The following is a 16,972-nucleotide window of genomic DNA, read 5'->3' as shown; positions in this document are numbered from 1 at the left end:
AAAATCAGGCGCGGAATACCCTAGGTTTCCGCATTGAATTGCACGTAATCCGTATTTTTGGAATTTGATTGCACCATGCAGATCGACGCCATAGACCAGCGCATTCTTTACCGGCTGCAGGAAGACGGCCACCTCAGCAACCAGGACCTGGCCGAGCAGGTGGCGTTGTCGCCCTCGGCCTGCCTGCGGCGGGTGCGCGCCCTGGAGGAAAGCGGACTGATCCGCAACTATCGCGCCGTGCTGGACGCGGAAAAGCTGGGTTTCGAGCTGGAGGCCATCGTCCATGTGTCGCTGGACCAGTCGCGCCCGGGCTGGCACGAGGAGTTCCTGGCCGGCATCGCGCTGCATGACGAGATCACCGAGGCCAGCATCGTGACCGGCGCGTCCAACTACATCCTGACAGTGAGCACGCGCAATCTGAAGGCGTTCTCACTGTTCGTCGAAGACAAGCTCAGCAAGATCCCGGGCGTGCGGAATCTGTCCTCGCATATCGTCATGCGCAAAGTGAAGAACCGCGGCGGCATGCTGCCGCTGGCCAGTTGGCGCTAGGGCCCGATCAGGCCGGGCCCAACCGCAGAAAGCCGAACACCGTCACGAAATGGCAGGCCGTGCCACCCATGACGAACAGGTGCCAGATGCCGTGCGCGTGCGGCCAGCGCTGGTCGTTGACGTAGAACAGCGTGCCGGCGGTATAGACCGCCGCGCCCGCCAGCAGCCAGGCGAGCCCGGCCGCGGACAAGGCGCCCGCTATCGGCGCTGCAAACATCACGCCCAACCAGCCCATCGCCAGATACAGCGGCAGGGCCGGCGCCGCGCCGCGCGCCCACCACAGTTCGCGGCTGATGCCGACCGCGGCCAGCGCCCAGATCGCCACGCCCATGGCCGCGCCCCAGCCGTGCTCCACCGGCCCGTAGGCCAGCGGCGTGTAGGTGCCGGCGATCAGCAGGTAGATCGCGCAATGGTCGGCCTTGGCCCATAACGCCTTGCGGCGGCCGCGGGTGCAATGGAACAGCACCGACGAGGCATAGACCGCGATCATCGACGCGGCGAACACGGCGCAGGCAACGACCTGCCGCGTGTCCACCTTCAGTTCGGCGGCGCGGGCAATCAGCGCGCCCGAGGCCGCCACGGCGAGCGCCAGGCCGGCCAGGTGCGTCGCGCCGTTGAATCGTTCGCCCTTGTACATGCACGCCCTCCGCCCGCCGGCCACGCGCCGGCGCCACCCATGATGGTCCGGTTGTGTGACAAGCCGAGGTCAGGGCGGCATGGCGTCAGGCGACGAAGTCCACCGCCGCCGGATAGCCTTCCAGCGCGCGCGCCGAGAGAATGGCGCGCTGCACCGCGATCGCCATGGCCTCGGCGGCCATCACGCCCAGCAGCATCACGTTGCCCGGCTTGCCGGAGGTGCCGGTGCCCAGCGCAAAGATGGTGTCGCCGTCCAGCATGGTGTGGATGGGATTGATGGTGCGAGCCAGGCCATCGTGCGCCATGCCGGCGATCTTCTGCGCCTGCGCCTTGGTCAGCTTGGCGTCCGTCGCGACCAGGCCGATGGTGGTGGCGGTGCCCGGCCGCATGGACTTGGGCAGGTCGCCCGCGAGGATGGCGGCTCGGGTATCCAGCAGCATCTTGCCGTCAGAGGTGCGCGCGCCGGCCAGGATGCGTCCGGTGGCCGGGTCCACCACGTCGCCCACCGCATTGACCGCGACAATGGCGCCCACGGTCACGCCCGCCACGGTCAGCGACGCGCTGCCGATGCCGCCCTTCATGGCGCGCTTGGGGCCGTACAGCTTACCCACCGTCGCTCCGGCCCCGGCGCCCACGTTGCCCTCCTGCGGCGCGGCGTCGGTGGCCGACTTGCAGGCCTGGTAGCCGGCCGCCGCATCCGGCCGGATCGAGGCGTCGCCCACTCCCAGGTCGAACAGGATGGCCGAGGGCACGATGGGCACATGCGCCACGCCCACGTCGAAGCCGATCTTCTTTTCTTCCAGATAGCGCATGACGCCCGAGGCCGCGTCCAGGCCAAAGGCGCTGCCGCCGGACAGCACCACCGCGTGCACTTTTTCGACCATGTTCACGGGATTGAGCAGATCGGTTTCCCGTGTGCCGGGCGCCGCGCCGCGCACATCGACCCCGGCGGTCGCGCCGGCCTCGGCGATGATGACGGTACAGCCCGTCGGGCGGCGCGTGTCGGTGTAGTGCCCCACCCGCAGCCCCGCCACTTGCGTGATGCTGCCGCTGCCCGGCATCGGCCGCGTGCCGTCCGCGGCCTGGGCGGGCATTGCGCTTGCCGCCGCCGCGCCTGCGGCCGCCATCATGAAAGCCCGCCTGTTCCATTGCTGTTCCACACCGCTCTCCATCGAAGTCCTGCCTGGATGAACCCCGGTCGCCGGGCGCCGGGGCATGGGTATCGTCATATGACTTGCAGCTATATTTTTACTATTCCTTATGCTTTGTGGAAAAATAGACGCGTTGTTAGAGTGCGGCTACGCCGGAGGGCATTGCAGGCACGGATGCTCTCCACCGAGATATCTGCCATCCGTGGAGCACCGCCATGAAACTCTTCCGTACGCTGTTCGTCGCCGGCCTGGTCCAGGTCGCCGCCTTGTCCGCGGCCCACGCCCAATCCGGACTGGACCAGATCAAATCCGCCGGCGTGTTCAAGATCGGCACCGAAGGCACCTACGCCCCCTTCACTTTCCACGACGCATCCGGGCAGCTTACCGGGTTTGACGTGGACATCGGCCGCGCCATCGCCGAACGCCTGGGCGTCAAGGCGCAATTCGTCGAAGGCAAGTGGGACGGCCTGATCGCCGGCCTGGACGCCAAGCGCTACGACGCGGTGATCAACCAGGTCGGCATCACCGACGCGCGCCGCGCCAAATACGATTTTTCCGATCCCTACATCTCGTCGGCCGCGGTGCTGATCGTGCGGGACGACAACACCAGCATCAAGTCCTTCGACGACCTGAAGGGCAAGAAGTCCGCCAACACGCTGACCAGCAACTTCGGCAAGCTGGCGCAACAGCACGGCGCGGAAGTGATCGCGGTGCAGGGCTTCAATGAAGCCATCGACCTGCTGACCTCGGGCCGGGTCGAGGCCACCGTGAACGACAACCTGTCGTTCCTGGACTTCAAGAAGCAGAAGCCCAACGCCCGCGTAAAGATCGCCGCCACCGACAAGACCGCCGAATTCAGCAATTCGGGCGTGCTGATCCGCAAGGGCAACCCCGAGCTGCAGGCCGCCATCAACAAGGCGCTGGCCGACATCAAGGCGGACGGCACCTACAAGACCATCTCGGTCAAGTACTTCGGCACGGACCTGTCGGCGCAATAAGCGAGCGGAGCGCACATGACGCTACCCCCCTGGCTGCAATCCGTCCTGCCCGACTGGCTGCTGGCGCAACTCGGCAACTGGGCGGTGCCGGCCTGGGTACAGCTGATGCTGGACTCGTTCTGGCCGCTGCTGCACGCGGGGCTGATGTTCACGGTCCCGCTGACGTTGATGTCGTTCGCGCTGGGCCTGGCCCTGGCCTTCGTGGTGGCGCTGATCCGCCTGTTCGGCCCCGCGCCGCTGGTGGCCCTGGTGCGCTTCTACGTCTGGCTGATCCGCGGCACGCCGTTGCTGGTGCAGTTGTTCGTGATCTTCTACGGCCTGCCCAGCGTCGGCATCGTGCTGGACCCGCTGCCCGCCGCGCTGATCGGCTTCACCCTCAACGTCGGCGCGTACAACTCGGAAGTGATACGCGGCGCCATCGAGTCCATCACCAAGGGCCAGTGGGAAGCGGCCTATTCGCTGAGCATGACGCGCGCGCAGGCGCTGCGCCGGACCATCCTGCCGCAGGCGGCGCGGGTGGCGGTGCCGCCCCTGTCCAACTCCTTCATCGCGCTGGTCAAGGACACCTCGCTGGCGGCGGTGCTGACCGTGCCCGAGATCTTCCAGGCCGCGCAGCGCATCGCCGCCGTCACCTATGAACCGCTGATCCTGTACACCGAGGCCGCGCTGATCTACCTGGTGTTCAGCTCCGTGCTGTCCGCCGCGCAGGTCCGCCTGGAACGGCGCTTCGGCCAGCATGCGGTCTTTAACGAGAAAAACCGATGATCCGCCTGGAAAAGATAGAGAAGGCGTTCGGCGGCAATCCCGTGCTCAAGCAGGTGGATGTGAGCATCGCCGAAGGCAGCGTCACCGCCCTGATCGGTCCCTCCGGCAGCGGCAAGAGCACCCTGCTGCGCTGCGTGAACCTGCTGGAAGTTCCCGACCGCGGCACGCTGGAGATCGGACCGGAGACGGTGCAATTCGAGCCCGGCCGCAAGCTCTCGCGCGATCAGGTCCAGCGCGTGCGCAAGCAGACCGGCATGGTGTTCCAGAACTTCCAGCTATTCCCGCACCAGACCGTCATCGGCAACGTCATGGAAGGGCTGCTGACGGTACAGAAGTGGCCGCAGGACCGCGCGCGCGCCCGCGCCGAGGAACTGCTGCGCAAGGTCGGCATGCTGGAAAAGCGCGACGCCTGGCCCGCCAATCTGTCGGGCGGCCAGCAGCAGCGCGTGGCCATCGCCCGCGCGCTGGCGCCCGCGCCGCGCGTGCTGTTGTGCGACGAGCCGACCTCGGCGCTGGACCCTGGCCTGGCGGCCGAAGTGGTGGACGTGCTGCGCCAGCTTGCAGCCGAAGGCATGACCATGCTGATGGCCACCCATGACCTGCGCCTGGCGGCCAGCGTGTCGCGCGAGGTGGTGTTCCTGCTGGACGGCACGGTGGTCGAGTCCGGCGATTCGCGCACGCTGTTCAGCCAGCCGGCGGACCCGCGCACGGCCGCGTTCATTTCGACCTTGACGCAGGAAGCGGCGCTGTAGGACGGCGGAAGTCCCGCCCGGCCCGCCGCCCGTGCCGCCTCAGTTTTCGCTGTCCGTCACGACATAATCGAACAACGATTCCGGTTCGGCGACGACGACCCGCGCGGCGATGTCGCGCCGCAACTGGGCGTGGACGCGCTGCGCGTCAGGCGCCGGATTACCGAGCAAATCAAAGAATTCCGGCGGCAGCACGCCGGGACGCAGCACGCCCTGGACGCTGCGCGCGCCGCGGCGCAGATGGAAGCTATACGACTTGTCCGCGCTGCGGCTATAGCGCGCTTCGGGCAGCGTCAGGTCCACCGTGTAGCAGCCGCGCGTGACGGCGCGCGTGACGAATTCGAACGCGTCGCGCACGCCCGGACCGGGATGTCCGCTAATGACGGACAATTCCTTGCGCGGCGCCGGCACGCCGTCCTGCTCCAGCTTCGGCAACGCGCCGCGCAGGCCCTGGAAGGTCAGCGCCAGCATGGCCAGCGCCCCGTGGCCATGGTAGGCCTGGACGGCGTCGAAACAGATGGGCAGCGGCCCCTCCTCGGCCGTCACGGTCAAGGAGGAAGCGCGTTGTTCGGGGGTAGTCATGGAATATCTCCGTGTCGTGCGCGGTCACGGACCGCCGCCATGGCGGCCCGCTGGCGCAAAGATGGGTCTAGGGTTGAAGGACGCGCCAGGGCGCGCCCAGGTGGGCTGGCGAATTCAGAAGCGCGTGCGCAGCGTCAGGCTGAAGCTGCGGCCGGGTTCCAGCAGCGGATTCAGATCGGTCATGGCATAGGCCACGTTGGATGAGGTCGCCGCCGTGCGGTAGGCGCGGTCGAACAGGTTGTTCACGCCCAGCACGACCTGGGTATTGCCGGCCTGCGGCAGCCCCAGGCGATCCAGCTGGAACTGGGCGTACAGGTTCACGACGCCGAAGCCCGCGGCCGGATACTCGGTGCGCTCGGCGTAGCGGCTCTGGCCCTTGGCCCACTGCAGTTCGCCGCTGAGCGCATAGGCCTCGTTGGGGCTCATGTATTGCACGCCCAGCAGGCCGCTGAAGGGCGCGATCGATTGCAGCGGCGTGTCCGTCGTGCGGTTGGTGCCGTGCAGGTAGCTGGCGTTGCCGTACAGATTGACCTCGCGGCTCAGCTGCCAGCGCCAGTCCAGTTCCAGGCCCTGGATCCGCGCCCGGCCGACGTTGCGGCGCTGCGTGGCGGGCAGGCCTTCATAGGAGGTAGTGACGTTCTCCAGGAAGTCGCTGTAGTTGCTGCGGAAGGCGGTCAGGCCGACGGTGGCCTGCTCGAAGTGCAGCCGGGTGCCGGCTTCCACGGTGACGCCGCGTTCCGGCTTCAGGCCGGGGTTCGGAATGGTGTAGCTGGTTCCGGTATAGCCGCTGCTGAACATTTCCGAGGTCCACGGCATGCGGAACGAGCTGCCCACGCTGCCCAGCAATTCGACCACCTCGGTAGCGCGGTAGGCCAGCCCCAGGCTGCCGGTGGTGGCGGTTTCGGTGGCGTTCTGCGCGGCGCGGAACGCGGGCAGCAGATTGGGCGAGGGCAAGGGCTCCAGCCCCACGTCGGACTTGAACCAGTCGAAGCGGCCGCCTGCCGTAACGGTCCATTTCGGCGCGGGCTTCCATTCGGTGGTCAGGAATGCGCCGACGTTGGTCTGGTACTGGTCAGGGCCGGTCTTGGCATAGGACGTGCTGGTGGTCGTGGTGGTGCCGTTGGGGCGGCGCACGGTGATGTCGCTGCGCGATTCCGATCCGGGACGGCGCTCATGCATGAAGTCCAGGCCGAAAGTCGTATTGGTGTCGGCCCACGGCACCGTTGCCGCGACGCTGCCGCCCCACACCACCGGCCCGATCACATTGCTGCGCGCATCCACCACGCGCGCCGGATTGGTCTGGTTGTGCGTGGCCATGACGGTGCCGAACTCGTTCACATAGACGCTGGCCTTGAGCGCGCTGATGACGCCATCGAACTCGCCGCTGTAGGCCAGCCTGCCCTGCTTGACCTTGAGCGGATCGCGGCGGCTGTAGCTCAAGGGATACTGCGGCACCGTGCCGGCCGCGCCGTCCTTCACATAGGCCACGCGCGCGCTGGCCTCGATGCGCTGGCGCGCATCGGGCATGTAGCCCAGCACGATGCCGCCGCCCGCGCCGCGGAAGTCGCTGTTGGGCACTTCGCCCGCCGCGCTGTCGTAGTTGCTGGCGCGGCGTCCGGTGGCGTAGACGCGCAGGTCGAAGCCGTCGCCGGCGCCTTCCAGCGCCACATTGCTCTGCACGCCATTGCCGTTGGTGTTGTACGTGACCGAGGCTTCGCCGCCATTCAACCCGAAGGGCTGGCTCAGATTGCCATGCGCCCGCTTGGTGACGAAGTTGACCAGCCCGCCCAGGCCGTCGCTGCCGAAACGCGAGGAGTTCGGCCCGCGCACCACCTCGACCTGTTCGATCTCGGTCGGACTGATGAGCATGAACTGCAAGGTGTTGCGGCCGCGGAAGCGGTCGCCGTCGATGAACATCGGCACCCGCATGTCGTTGGTATTGAGTCCGCGCAGGAACAGCGTGCCGGCGATGCCGCCGCTACGGCTGACGGTGGCGTTGGGCACGCGGCCCAGCAGGTCCAGCGTGCTCATCGTGTTCAGCCGATCGATGTCCTGGCTGTCGACCACGCTGACGGCTTGCGTGACGTTGTGGTCGATCGAGGCCGCGGGCGGCGTGGCCCCCATGGGCCGCAGGCGGCCGTCATCGGGCTGGCCGTCGGCCGTGACCTGGATCGACGGCAATTGCGCTACGTCGGCCGCGGCGCTGGGCGCGGCGATGGCGGCGGTCAGCAGTCCGGCGCCGACCAAGGGGGCATAAAGATAGGAGCGTTGCATACATGCACACAAGAGAGGGGGCAAAATCGGAATGGGCGCGGCGGTCCGCGCCTCGTCAGGCGGGAGGCAGGTCTTGATCGATGGCCGGCGTGGAATCCCTCAGCCAGGGCAGGAAGCCACGCAAGAACCGGCTGGAAGCGGGCATGAAGTAGCTGCCGTGGTGATACATCGGGTCCAGCGAGGTCACGATCAGGCGACCCGGCGTGCTGTGCCTGTCCTCGTACAGCACCGATCCGGCGCCGGCCTTGTCGATCAAGGACAGCGCGCCTGGCGGCGGTTCGAAGGAGCCGTGCTGGTGCCAGGTGGCGTCGGCCAGCGTCAGGGTGCTGAACAGCGGATGCGCGGGCGCCGCCAGGCGCAGGCCGGAATCGGCGCCCGGCTCTTTCCACCACCAGAAATTCACTTCGGACGGGGTCCAGCGCACGCCGTCCAGCCAGCGCTCGGAATGGGTTTCGCCCATGGCGACCAGGGTCTTGCCGGCGGCCAGGAAGCGGCGCCAGAGATCGCGGTGCGGCACCAGCAGATCCGGATTGCTGCGGCACGACACGATCAACGCGTCGCAGCCCCGCAGCGAGGCCTCGTCCAGGTCGCGGAGATATATAGTCCGGTCGATGTGAGGCATCAGGTCCGGCGTACGGAAGGTGCGATGGTGGTAGTAGGTGCCGGCGTCCAGCGCCGCGATCACGGGGGTGCGTCCTGCGGTCATGCCGCGTCTCCCTGCAGCCAGTCGAACAGTTGGGGAACGATGCGGCCGGCGCTGTCGGCGCTGCCGGCGTACATCCACAGGTCATTGCCGGAATGCACCAGCAGGCGTCCGCCTCCTGGCAGGGCCAGGACCCAGTCGATGGGCTGGTCATCGGGACCCAGCGTGTTGAGTACCTGCGCGCCGTCCGGCGCGGGATTGCCGCCGCGCGCATAGAAACCCGCCACGCCGCGCCGGAACGTCAGGTGTTCGGGGTCCACGCCGTCGAACACCGGATGGGGCGTTGCACGCTGCACCCGCAGGCCCGCGATGCCTGCGCCGGATCCCGGCACGAAGGGCGCCAGCCAGCACAGGAAGGGATAGGCGACATGGCCGTTGAAGACCAGCATGCCGCCCGCTTCCAGATAGTCTTCCAGGAGCGCGCTGTGCTCCAGCAAGTAGCGCTGGTCGGTGTGCGCCGGGACCAACAGCGCGCGGTAGCCGGAAAGATCGCGTTCATGCAGCTGATACAGCGGCAGGCAGGCGGCGCGCGGCGCGGCGCCGCCAGTCAGCGCGGCAGGGCCGTCACCGGTCCAGTTGTTCAGGTAGGCAATAGTGTTTTTCATGATTCAACGGAAGACAGGGATCACGCCCAGGATGTCGCCGGCTTCGCCGCGCAAGGTGGCCACGCGCACCGGCAGGCCGTACAGGCGGCTCAGGCGTTCGTCGACGCACATAGCGGAGGTCGGACCGGCTTCGCAGCCATCGGCATGCATGAGCAGGGTCTGGTCGGCGATGTGCTGCGCGTGCTGCGGCTGGTGCGTGGTGAAGACCACGGCCAGGCCCTGTTCGCGCGCCAGCCGGCGCAGCAGCGACAGGACCACGTCCTGATTGCGCAGGTCCAGGGCGGCCGCGGGCTCGTCCAGGATGATCATGGGACTGGCACTGGCCATGGCGCGCGCGATGCAGGCCAGTTGCTGTTCGCCGCCGCTCAAGGCGTGGAAGGGACGGTCCGCCAGATGCGCCAGGCCAACTTCGCCCAGACATTCGCGGGCGATGCGCCAGTCGTGCGCGCCGGGCGATGCGTACCAGCGCAGATGGCGCGCGCGGCCCATGCTGACCATGGTCAGCACGTCATAGGCATAGAGCGTGTCGCTGCGCTGGGGCACATAGGCAGCGTGGCCCTGCAGACGGACGCTGCCCGCGGCAGGCGAGTTCAGTCCGAGGATGGTGCGCAGCAGCGTGGTCTTGCCGCGCCCGTTCGGCCCCAGCACCGCCAGGATCTGTCCGGCGGACAGGCTTAGCGACAGATCGCTCAAGAGGCGGCGGCCGCCGGCCTGCACGGCCAATTGCTTCAGCTCAAGCATGCTGCGCTCCCCCGCGCTGGGCGCGGCGCAACAGCCATGCGAACAGCGGCGCGCCGATCAGCGCGGTAATCACGCCCAGCGGAATCTCGGCGCTGGTGGCGCTGCGGGCCACGGTATCGACCCACACCATGTAGGTGCCGCCTATCAGGGCGCTGGCGGGCAGCAGCACCCGGTGGTCGGGACCGACCAGCATGCGCGCGATGTGCGGCACCACCAGCCCTACCCAACCCACGGTGCCCGATACGGCCACGCTGGCCGAGACCACCAGCGTGGCGCAGCCCAACAGCAGCCAGCGCAAGGGCTCGACGGCAATGCCCATGGCGCTGGCCTGCTCGTCGCCCAGCGACAGCACATTGATGCGGAAGCGCAGCGCGTACAGCAGCGCCATGCCGGCCACGACGGGCGGCACGGCCGCCGCCAGCTTGGTGTAGGTTGCGGTGGCGAAACTGCCCATCAGCCAGAACACGATGGCCGGCAGGCTGTCATTCGGATCGGCGAAGTAGGTGGTCAGCGAGATCAGCGCGGAAAAAAAGGCGCTGGTCACCACGCCCGCCAGCACCAGCATCAAAATGGTCGTGCGGCCGTTGGTGCGGCTCAGCAGATAGACGATGGCCACCGCCAGCAAGCCGCCGGCGAACGCCAGGCCCAGCGTCGCCCACAGCGACGAGAACAGCAGGATCGCCGCGCAGCCGCCAAATGCGGCGCCCGAGGAAATGCCCAGGATCTGCGGACCGACCAGCGGATTGCGAAAGGCGCCCTGCAACGCCGCACCGCACATGGCCAGGCTGGATCCTGCGAGCACCGCCAGCAGCACCCGCGGCAAGCGCACCTGCAAGACCACGCGATGCTCCGTGGCGCTGACCGACGGCAGCCAAGCCGCCAAGCCGTCCGGCAAGGCGAGCCCGGCCAGGACGCTGGACACCTGCGACAGCGCGAGCGGATAGCGGCCGACGCAGAGCGCCGCCAGCACGGAAAGCGGCAGCGCCAGCGCCATCAGCAGCCACGGCCACGACCATGCGCCCTGGCGCGTGGACACCGCCCTGCCCGGCGCGCGCGCCGTTTCAACGGAAGCGTTCATAGCCCGCGGCCCCTTGATTCATTTTCAGGCGCAGCACCGCGTCGATCTCGTCCGCGCCGGGCTGATAGCCATAGAGTTCGCCGTAGGCCCGGGCGATGTTGTCCCGCAAGGGCCAGGAGAATTTTTCCGGGTGCAGCAGCAGGCTCAGCCACTGCCAATACAAGGGCGATTCCTGGCTGGGGGGATCCCACAGATAGCCGCCCAGCGGCACCTTGTAGACGCGGCGTTCGCGCACGGCGGGTATGTCGGCGAACAGCGGGTCGCGGTACAAGGTTTCCGGCGTCAACCCCGGCTCGAAATTGTTCAGCAGGATAACCTCGGGCGCCCAGGCCATGATCTGCTCGATGTTCACGGTCTGGCCGCTGGCAATGGATGCGGAGACGTTGCGTCCGCCCGCCAGCGTGATGTCATCCTCGAAGCTGGTGTTGCCGCCCGCGGCGCGCAGCTGCGGCGCATGGCGCGACAGGTACAGCACGCCTGGCCGCTGGCCGGCCGGGATGGCATCCGTGACGGCGCGGATCTCCGCCCGCACTTGATCGCGCCAGCGCAACTGCGCTTGCGCGCGGGCCTCCTGGCCCAGCGACAGGCCGATCAGGCGTATCCATTCGCGGGTGCGGTCCTCGGTGCCGTACACCAGCGCCGCGGTCGGCAGCCCGGCATTGCGCAGGGGCGCGAGCAGGTCGTCGCCCATATGCCCCCATTGCCACACCAGGTCGGGCTGCATCTGCAGCAGCGTTTCCACATTGGGCACGAAACCGGAACGGGTGATGTCCGTGCGCACCGCGGCCGTGGCCGGGAAGATCCGCGCCAGCAACCCGTCCTTCATCAGGCCGTAGGCGCTGGGATGCATGCCGGCCAGGTGCTCCGCGCCCCCGTCCAGCGAGATCAGCAGCGATCCGGCGGGCATGGGCAGGGTCACCGCGCGCTGCGTCGGGGCGGGCAGGCTGACGGCATTGTCCAGCATGTCCTTGAACACGATGGGCGTCGCGCCGGCGGCGGACGACAAGAGAGCGCCTGCCGCCACGGCGGCGCGGAAATACGCTGAGAAAGTCATGTGGGAGCTGGTTGCGCCGCTCGGCCCCGCCGTTGGCGACGGTCCGCGCAGTGGTACGATCACAAATAAGAATCAATCGCATTAATTTTATTGGCCCAGCCCCCCAGACCAAATGACTATTGTCAATTCACGATCCGCGCCCTTGATGGCGGCGCTGCGCCAGCACCCGTGGTTCGATGGCGTCGGCGATACCGCCCTGCTCGCCCTGGCGGAGCGCAGCCGCTGGCTGGAGTTCGGTACGGGCGATACGATTTTTTCGGAAGGCCAGGCGGCTTCCTCCTGCCTGCTGGTGTGTGCGGGATCGTTGCAAGGCTTGCGCTACACCGCGGATGGCGGCGACAAGGTATTCGGCCATGTCGGCCCGGGCGGCTGGCTGTCGGTGTCCTCGCTGTTCGAGGCCGCGCCGCGCCATCTGCACTGCGTGCGCGCGCGCACCGACGGCAACGGCTGCCTGCTCAATGGCGAGGCCTTCCGCCAGCTCTGCCTGAACGACGCGCGCTTCGCCTGCCGCGTCATGGCGCACAGCGCCAACCTGATCCGTCATCACACGGACCAGATCGATTGGCTGACGTCGAGTTCGGCGGAAGAGCGCCTGGCTGAGTACATCCTGCGCGCGGGCAAGCCGCAGGGTAGCCAGCCCGTGGTGCTGCCGCTGAGCCATTCGCAGATTGCGGTCAAGCTGGGCATGCGCGCCGAAACGTTGAGCAGGATATTCGCCAAATGGCGGCGCCAGGGCTATATCTCGGACCGGCGCGGCGAGCTATGCATCCTGAAGCTGGATTCGCTCAAGCAGCTGGTGCACATCTAGGACCCTGTCCCGCATCTACGGCACAGGGCCATGCGACTTACTTCGGCGGCAAGGATCCCGCCGGATCGACCGCCTGGCCGTCGTAGCGCAATTCGAAGTACAGGCCGATCTGCTTGCTGTCGCTATTGCCCATTTCGGCAATCTTCTGGCCCTGGCTGACGCGCTGTCCTTCCTTGACCAGCAGCTTGCTGTTGTGCGCGTAGATGCTCAGGAAACTGGCGTTGTGCTTGACGATGACCAGATGGCCGTAGCCGCGCAGGCCGCTGCCGGAATAGGCCACGGTGCCTTGCGCCGCGGCCACCACCGGCGTGCCCGATGAGTTGCTGATGACGATGCCGTTGGAGCCCGAGCCGTCGTAGCCGCGCGTGACCTTGCCCTGGGCGGGCCAGACCAGCGAGATCGCGCCCGGCGGGGCGGTGCGGCGCTTGGCGCTCGAGGTCGACGACTTGGGCGAAGGCGCGGGCTTGCCACGTGCCTTGCTGGGCGCGGTGGAGGTGCTGGCCTGCCCGGCCGGCGACTGGACCCGCAGCAATTGCCCGACCTCGATGGAATTGGAATTCGACAGATTGTTCCAGCGCACCAGATTGCTCACGCTGGTGCCCTGCTTGCGCGCGATCTGGGTCAGCGTGTCGCCCGATTGCACGCGGTAGTAGCCGGGCTGGACCTTGGTGGTGCCGCAGGCGCTCAGCAACGTCAGCAGCGCGACCGCCAGGACGCACAACCAGCGGCGGGCGGACGGACCTGTCCAGCCCCCGCTGGCGGGCGCTGCGGCTGTGGATGAAACGGAAACGGGCAAGGCCGGAGCGGACAAGGAGAGCACTGAAACCTGGGGCACTGAGGTGGAGTATCGGGATCTGAGTGCGTTCAAGGGTACCAAGATTTTGGCGGATTGGTGTGGCGCGAGCGCTTCGCGGGCCGACGCGGAGCGTGTATAACCCGCAGATCGGGGCGAACGGTTTTCGCCGTGGATCAATGCGCCAGCAAGGACCCTCATGGGAATGAAAGACTCGTCCAGAAGAAACCCGCTCTGCCTGCTGTGGGCCATCCCCTACCTGCTTTGCGGCTGGTTCTCGCATCTGCTGAACGACCCGGTCAGCCATGCTTCGTTCGTGTGGCTGCCGCCCGGCGTGGCGGTCGGCGCCTACCTGCTGACGCGGCGCCGCGACTGGCCCTTGCTGCTGCTCGGCTTCTTCTGCGCGCAGTTGCTGCTGACCCTGGTCTGGCGCGGCCAGCCCCTGACCGCGGTGGTGTTTGCGGTCACGGGCAGCCTGTCTTCGATGCTGGCCGCCTGGACGGTGCAGCGGCTGTCGCCGCGCAGGCACGGGCCTGGCTTCGTGGCCGCGCTGCTGGCCGGCGCCGTGGCCGGCGCGGCCTGCAGCGCGCTGCTGGGCGGCGGCTGGCTGTGGCTGACGCAAGAGGCCGGCGCGCTGCTGCGGCTGCGCACCTGGGTGGTGGCCTATCTCGCCGGCATACTGATCCTGGCGCCGGCCTTCACGGGCTGGGCGCAGTTCCGTCCGCGCCGCTCCGGCGGTCCGCGCTTGCGCGACTTCGTGCTGGGGGCCGTGGCCTACGCGCTGATGATCGTGTCGACCTTCATGACCTTCGACGGCGACATGATCCGCAATCTGCCCTACGTCGTGTCGTTCGAGCTGACCTATCTGCCCCTGGTGTTCGCGGTGCTGATCGCGCTGGTGTGGGGACCGCAAGGCGGCACGCTGGCGATGGTCACCTTGATGGTGATGGCGCTATACCAGAGCGCCCAGGGCGAAGGCCCCTTTGTCGAGGCCAACGATCCCTGGCATGTGCTGCTGGCCACCCAGGTCTACCTGGTGGTCACGGCGCTCCTGCTGCTGCTGGTCAATACCTTGCGCAGCGCCCGCGAGCAGGCGCAGGCCGACGCCGAGCAATGGCGCGGCCGCTTCGACCTGGCGCTGGCGGGCAGCCATCAACTCATGTACCGCTACGATCCGCATGACGGCGCGCTGGAGCTGGCGGGCGACCTGCAGGACGCGTTCGGGCTGTCCGCCGGCGCCATCGCCGACCTGGACTCGCTGCTGGCGCTTGCCCACCCGGACGATCGCGCCCGCCTGTCGATGCACTGGGCGGCGCGGCGTGCGGGCGCGCAGGATCGCACGCCGCTGCCGTTCCGGCTGGCGCATGCGGACGGAGGCTGGCGCGTCGTCAGCGACCGCGGCTCGCCGCTGGCCGACTTCGACGGCAGCGTCGCGGTCGTGGCGGGCATGTGGCGCCTGGGAGAAATCGAGCGCGAGCCGGCCGATGTCCGCTAGCCCAGACAATTCCGGCACCGCTGCGCTGCTGATCCATGGCCTGGGCGGAACCCAGTACGACCTGGGATCCATGCACAAGGTGCTCAGGCGCGTCGGCATCGAAACGCACAGCCTGACCCTGCCCGGGCATGGCACCACGCCGGAAGACCTGGTGTCGGTGCGCGCGGAGGCCTGGCTGGACGCCGTGACCGCCAAATACCATGAGATCGCCGACCGCTACGACACCCTGCACGTGATGGGCATGTGCCTGGGCGCGCTGCTGGCGGTCGAACTCTGCAAGCGGGTGGGCCACAAGAAGGGCAAGCTGGTATCGCTGGCCGCGCCGGTCTTCATCGACGGCTGGAGCACGCCGTGGTATCGCGGCCTGCGCAAGCTGGTCTACCGCATTCCGGGCCTGGGCGCGCGCATGCGGGTCGAAGAGGAAGAGCCCTACGGCATCAAGAACGAACTGGTCCGGTCCATCGTCAAGGCCAAGTTCGAACGCGGCGAGAACTTCCACTACCGCTGGGTGCCGCTGGCCTGCGTGCGCGAAGTCGACCGGCTGCGCGGCTTCGTCAGGCGCGGGCTGGACCGCATCGGCTGCCCCACCCTGATCGTGCACGCCCACGAAGACGAGCTCACCTCCGTGCGCTCGGCCCATCTGCTGCACCAGGAGATCGCCGGCAGCCGGCTGGTGCTGCTGGACAACAGCTATCACATGATCTGCGTGGACAACGACCGCGACCGGGTCGCAGCCAACGTGCTCGAATTCATGGGCCAGGATCCCGCCGCGGCGCAACCCGCGCGCGCCGCCGGACGCGCCGCCCCCATGGGCGCCGAGGACGTCGAACGCCTGCTCGAGGCCTACCGCGGTTCGCTGCTGGCTGGGAAATTCGAATTGCTGTTTCCCTTGTTCGCCGAGGACGTGGTCTGGAACGAGGCAGGCGACAGCCCCATCAGCGGCGTCTATGAAGGCCGGGGCGCGCTGATCGACCTGTTCTCGCGCCTGATGGACTACTCGCGCAATACCTTCGCCATCCAGGGCGTGGGGCCGCCCGCCCCCGCCGGCCGCTCCATCGCGCTGCCGCTGAGCTACCAGGTGCAAGACGGCGCGCAGTTGCACATGGGCGGCGCCACGCACACGCTGCGCCTGCGCAACAACGCCATCTCCAAGGTCAACGCCCAGGCCGACGACCCCGCGCGCGACGATGCCATGTGGCGCCGGCTGGCCGCCGCAAGCGGCCGGGAGCCCGAGGGCGACGCCATCGACGCGGACACCCAGGCCCTGGCTGACGAAGCGCTGGCCGATGCCTTTGAAGCCGCGCTCATCGAGCGGCGGGCCCTGGCCCGCGAACCTTCGGCCGCCATCGCCATCCGGCTGTACGCCTGCGAGCAGCAGGCGCGCCACGGCGATGCGCCGGCCTCGCCCGAACCCGACGCGGCGCCGCTGGACCAGGTGCGGCACGCCGCCTGGCAACGGCTGTCCGGCCTGCCAGCCGATCAGGCGCAGCGCCGCTACATCGCGCTGGTGCGGCGCTTGGACGCAGCCTGACGGCCTGCCTGCGCACTAGAATACCGCCATGTCCCGCCTGACCCGCCTCCAGCACCTCGGCAGCGCCGCGCGCGCGCGGGGCGTGCTATGGCTGGCGCTCCTGGCCCTGGCGCTGCGCGCGCTGGTGCCCGCGGGTTACATGCCCGACGCCCGGGCGCTGCACGATGGCCGGCTGGAAGTCACGTTCTGCTCGGCTGCCGGCGACCTGTCGGCCCTGACGCTGGCGCTGTCGCCCGGCGACAAGAACAAGGCCGGACACGAAACCGCCGAGGCCGGCGCGCTCTGCCCCTTCGGCCTGCTGGCGCATGTGGCGCCCGCGCCCGCTCCCGCGCTCACTCCCCTGCTGCTGGCCGCCGGCCGGCATGCGCTGCCCGCGCCCGCGCGCGACGCGCCCCCCGTCCGGACCGCCTCGGGTCCGCCTCTCGGTTCCCGCGCCCCGCCATTCCTCGCCTGACTCCGC

18 protein-coding genes are annotated in these 16,972 nt (G+C 68.3%); 8 read left to right on the top strand and 10 right to left on the bottom strand.

The window, feature by feature from the left end; genetic code table 11:
- Nucleotides 1–75: 75 nt before the first annotated feature.
- Entirely contained in the window at nt 76–549 is a 474-nt protein-coding gene (locus AC3WOB_RS05945) for an Lrp/AsnC family transcriptional regulator (protein WP_013395867.1), read from the top strand.
- Between the two features lie 7 nt (nt 550–556).
- Here the strand turns inward: AC3WOB_RS05945 and trhA are convergent, their stop codons facing one another.
- Nucleotides 557–1,186 carry a PAQR family membrane homeostasis protein TrhA gene (gene trhA, locus AC3WOB_RS05940; protein ID WP_492274490.1) on the bottom strand — a complete coding sequence of 210 codons (630 nt, stop codon included), beginning with the start codon at nt 1,184–1,186 and terminating at the stop codon, nt 557–559.
- Nucleotides 1,187–1,271: 85 nt separating this feature from the next.
- Nucleotides 1,272–2,357 (bottom strand): P1 family peptidase, encoded by a 1,086-nt coding sequence (locus AC3WOB_RS05935; protein ID WP_492274489.1) that lies wholly within the window; start codon nt 2,355–2,357, stop codon nt 1,272–1,274.
- Between the two features lie 194 nt (nt 2,358–2,551).
- Here AC3WOB_RS05935 and AC3WOB_RS05930 point away from each other — a divergent pair, with 194 nt between their 5' ends.
- The 3 genes from AC3WOB_RS05930 (at nt 2,552) to AC3WOB_RS05920 (ending at nt 4,851) form a co-directional block, all read left to right on the top strand.
- Nucleotides 2,552–3,334: an amino acid ABC transporter substrate-binding protein gene (locus tag AC3WOB_RS05930; RefSeq protein ID WP_492274488.1), complete on the top strand. Its 783-nt coding sequence runs from the start codon at nt 2,552–2,554 to the stop codon at nt 3,332–3,334.
- An 84-nt stretch (nt 3,335–3,418) separates the two neighbouring features.
- Nucleotides 3,419–4,099 (top strand): ABC transporter permease subunit, encoded by a 681-nt coding sequence (locus AC3WOB_RS05925; protein ID WP_041656162.1) that lies wholly within the window; start codon nt 3,419–3,421, stop codon nt 4,097–4,099.
- Nucleotides 4,096–4,851 (top strand): amino acid ABC transporter ATP-binding protein, encoded by a 756-nt coding sequence (locus tag AC3WOB_RS05920; RefSeq protein ID WP_492274487.1) that lies wholly within the window; start codon nt 4,096–4,098, stop codon nt 4,849–4,851. Before AC3WOB_RS05925 ends, AC3WOB_RS05920 begins: the two co-directional genes overlap by 4 nt.
- 39 nt (nt 4,852–4,890) lie before the next feature.
- Here the strand turns inward: AC3WOB_RS05920 and AC3WOB_RS05915 are convergent, their stop codons facing one another.
- The 7 genes from AC3WOB_RS05915 to AC3WOB_RS05885 form a co-directional block, all read right to left on the bottom strand.
- Complete coding sequence (locus AC3WOB_RS05915; RefSeq protein ID WP_492274486.1) at nt 4,891–5,430, bottom strand: hypothetical protein; 540 nt, start codon at nt 5,428–5,430, stop codon at nt 4,891–4,893.
- A gap of 114 nt (nt 5,431–5,544) precedes the next feature.
- Nucleotides 5,545–7,704: a TonB-dependent receptor gene (locus tag AC3WOB_RS05910; RefSeq protein ID WP_492274485.1), complete on the bottom strand. Its 2,160-nt coding sequence runs from the start codon at nt 7,702–7,704 to the stop codon at nt 5,545–5,547.
- A 55-nt stretch (nt 7,705–7,759) separates the two neighbouring features.
- Complete coding sequence (locus tag AC3WOB_RS05905; RefSeq protein ID WP_492274484.1) at nt 7,760–8,410, bottom strand: hypothetical protein; 651 nt, start codon at nt 8,408–8,410, stop codon at nt 7,760–7,762.
- On the bottom strand, nt 8,407–9,012 hold the full coding sequence (locus AC3WOB_RS05900; RefSeq protein WP_492274483.1) for a hypothetical protein: 606 nt from the start codon (nt 9,010–9,012) through the stop codon (nt 8,407–8,409). Before AC3WOB_RS05900 ends, AC3WOB_RS05905 begins: the two co-directional genes overlap by 4 nt.
- Nucleotides 9,013–9,015: 3 nt before the next feature.
- Nucleotides 9,016–9,753: an ABC transporter ATP-binding protein gene (locus tag AC3WOB_RS05895; RefSeq protein ID WP_492274482.1), complete on the bottom strand. Its 738-nt coding sequence runs from the start codon at nt 9,751–9,753 to the stop codon at nt 9,016–9,018.
- A complete protein-coding gene (locus AC3WOB_RS05890) occupies nt 9,746–10,831 on the bottom strand; it encodes a FecCD family ABC transporter permease (RefSeq protein ID WP_492274481.1) in 1,086 nt (361 codons plus the stop codon). Before AC3WOB_RS05890 ends, AC3WOB_RS05895 begins: the two co-directional genes overlap by 8 nt.
- On the bottom strand, nt 10,815–11,885 hold the full coding sequence (locus AC3WOB_RS05885) for an ABC transporter substrate-binding protein (protein WP_492274480.1): 1,071 nt from the start codon (nt 11,883–11,885) through the stop codon (nt 10,815–10,817). Before AC3WOB_RS05885 ends, AC3WOB_RS05890 begins: the two co-directional genes overlap by 17 nt.
- A 112-nt stretch (nt 11,886–11,997) precedes the next feature.
- Between AC3WOB_RS05885 and AC3WOB_RS05880 the strand changes: the two genes are divergently transcribed.
- Nucleotides 11,998–12,693, top strand: coding sequence for a Crp/Fnr family transcriptional regulator (locus AC3WOB_RS05880; RefSeq protein ID WP_492274479.1), 696 nt, complete (start codon nt 11,998–12,000; stop codon nt 12,691–12,693).
- A gap of 37 nt (nt 12,694–12,730) precedes the next feature.
- Here the strand turns inward: AC3WOB_RS05880 and AC3WOB_RS05875 are convergent, their stop codons facing one another.
- On the bottom strand, nt 12,731–13,414 hold the full coding sequence (locus tag AC3WOB_RS05875; RefSeq protein WP_492274616.1) for a peptidoglycan DD-metalloendopeptidase family protein: 684 nt from the start codon (nt 13,412–13,414) through the stop codon (nt 12,731–12,733).
- A 277-nt stretch (nt 13,415–13,691) separates the two neighbouring features.
- On the opposite strand from AC3WOB_RS05875, the gene AC3WOB_RS05870 reads away from it, so the two are divergent.
- Genes AC3WOB_RS05870 through AC3WOB_RS05860 form a run of 3 tightly spaced genes read left to right on the top strand, consistent with a single transcriptional unit; the run spans nt 13,692 to nt 16,966 of the window.
- Nucleotides 13,692–14,981 (top strand): MASE1 domain-containing protein, encoded by a 1,290-nt coding sequence (locus tag AC3WOB_RS05870; RefSeq protein WP_492274478.1) that lies wholly within the window; start codon nt 13,692–13,694, stop codon nt 14,979–14,981.
- On the top strand, nt 14,971–16,512 hold the full coding sequence (locus AC3WOB_RS05865; RefSeq protein WP_492274477.1) for an acyl-CoA-binding protein: 1,542 nt from the start codon (nt 14,971–14,973) through the stop codon (nt 16,510–16,512). The genes AC3WOB_RS05870 and AC3WOB_RS05865 overlap by 11 nt, the downstream gene beginning before the upstream one ends.
- A gap of 28 nt (nt 16,513–16,540) precedes the next feature.
- The gene (locus AC3WOB_RS05860; RefSeq protein WP_207465778.1) at nt 16,541–16,966 is read left to right on the top strand and encodes a DUF2946 family protein; all 426 of its coding nucleotides are present in this window, start codon (nt 16,541–16,543) and stop codon (nt 16,964–16,966) included.
- Nucleotides 16,967–16,972 lie beyond the last annotated feature (6 nt).

The sequence above is a fragment of the Achromobacter sp. FW305-C-30-7 genome (genome assembly GCF_058783105.1).
This window is presented reverse-complemented; position numbering and strand designations above follow the sequence as displayed.

Excerpts from the sequence above, each read along its gene's own strand:
- AC3WOB_RS05945 (WP_013395867.1), top strand. The coding sequence starts at position 76 with ATGCAGATCGACGCCATAGACCAGCGCATTCTTTACCGGCTGCAGGAA.
- trhA (WP_492274490.1), bottom strand. The coding sequence starts at position 1,186 with ATGTACAAGGGCGAACGATTCAACGGCGCGACGCACCTGGCCGGCCTG.
- AC3WOB_RS05935 (WP_492274489.1), bottom strand. The coding sequence starts at position 2,357 with ATGGAGAGCGGTGTGGAACAGCAATGGAACAGGCGGGCTTTCATGATG.
- AC3WOB_RS05930 (WP_492274488.1), top strand. The coding sequence starts at position 2,552 with ATGAAACTCTTCCGTACGCTGTTCGTCGCCGGCCTGGTCCAGGTCGCC.
- AC3WOB_RS05920 (WP_492274487.1), top strand. The coding sequence starts at position 4,096 with ATGATCCGCCTGGAAAAGATAGAGAAGGCGTTCGGCGGCAATCCCGTG.
- AC3WOB_RS05915 (WP_492274486.1), bottom strand. The coding sequence starts at position 5,430 with ATGACTACCCCCGAACAACGCGCTTCCTCCTTGACCGTGACGGCCGAG.
- AC3WOB_RS05910 (WP_492274485.1), bottom strand. The coding sequence starts at position 7,704 with ATGCAACGCTCCTATCTTTATGCCCCCTTGGTCGGCGCCGGACTGCTG.
- AC3WOB_RS05905 (WP_492274484.1), bottom strand. The coding sequence starts at position 8,410 with ATGACCGCAGGACGCACCCCCGTGATCGCGGCGCTGGACGCCGGCACC.
- AC3WOB_RS05900 (WP_492274483.1), bottom strand. The coding sequence starts at position 9,012 with ATGAAAAACACTATTGCCTACCTGAACAACTGGACCGGTGACGGCCCT.
- AC3WOB_RS05895 (WP_492274482.1), bottom strand. The coding sequence starts at position 9,753 with ATGCTTGAGCTGAAGCAATTGGCCGTGCAGGCCGGCGGCCGCCGCCTC.
- AC3WOB_RS05890 (WP_492274481.1), bottom strand. The coding sequence starts at position 10,831 with ATGAACGCTTCCGTTGAAACGGCGCGCGCGCCGGGCAGGGCGGTGTCC.
- AC3WOB_RS05885 (WP_492274480.1), bottom strand. The coding sequence starts at position 11,885 with ATGACTTTCTCAGCGTATTTCCGCGCCGCCGTGGCGGCAGGCGCTCTC.
- AC3WOB_RS05880 (WP_492274479.1), top strand. The coding sequence starts at position 11,998 with ATGACTATTGTCAATTCACGATCCGCGCCCTTGATGGCGGCGCTGCGC.
- AC3WOB_RS05870 (WP_492274478.1), top strand. The coding sequence starts at position 13,692 with ATGAAAGACTCGTCCAGAAGAAACCCGCTCTGCCTGCTGTGGGCCATC.
- AC3WOB_RS05865 (WP_492274477.1), top strand. The coding sequence starts at position 14,971 with ATGTCCGCTAGCCCAGACAATTCCGGCACCGCTGCGCTGCTGATCCAT.
- AC3WOB_RS05860 (WP_207465778.1), top strand. The coding sequence starts at position 16,541 with ATGTCCCGCCTGACCCGCCTCCAGCACCTCGGCAGCGCCGCGCGCGCG.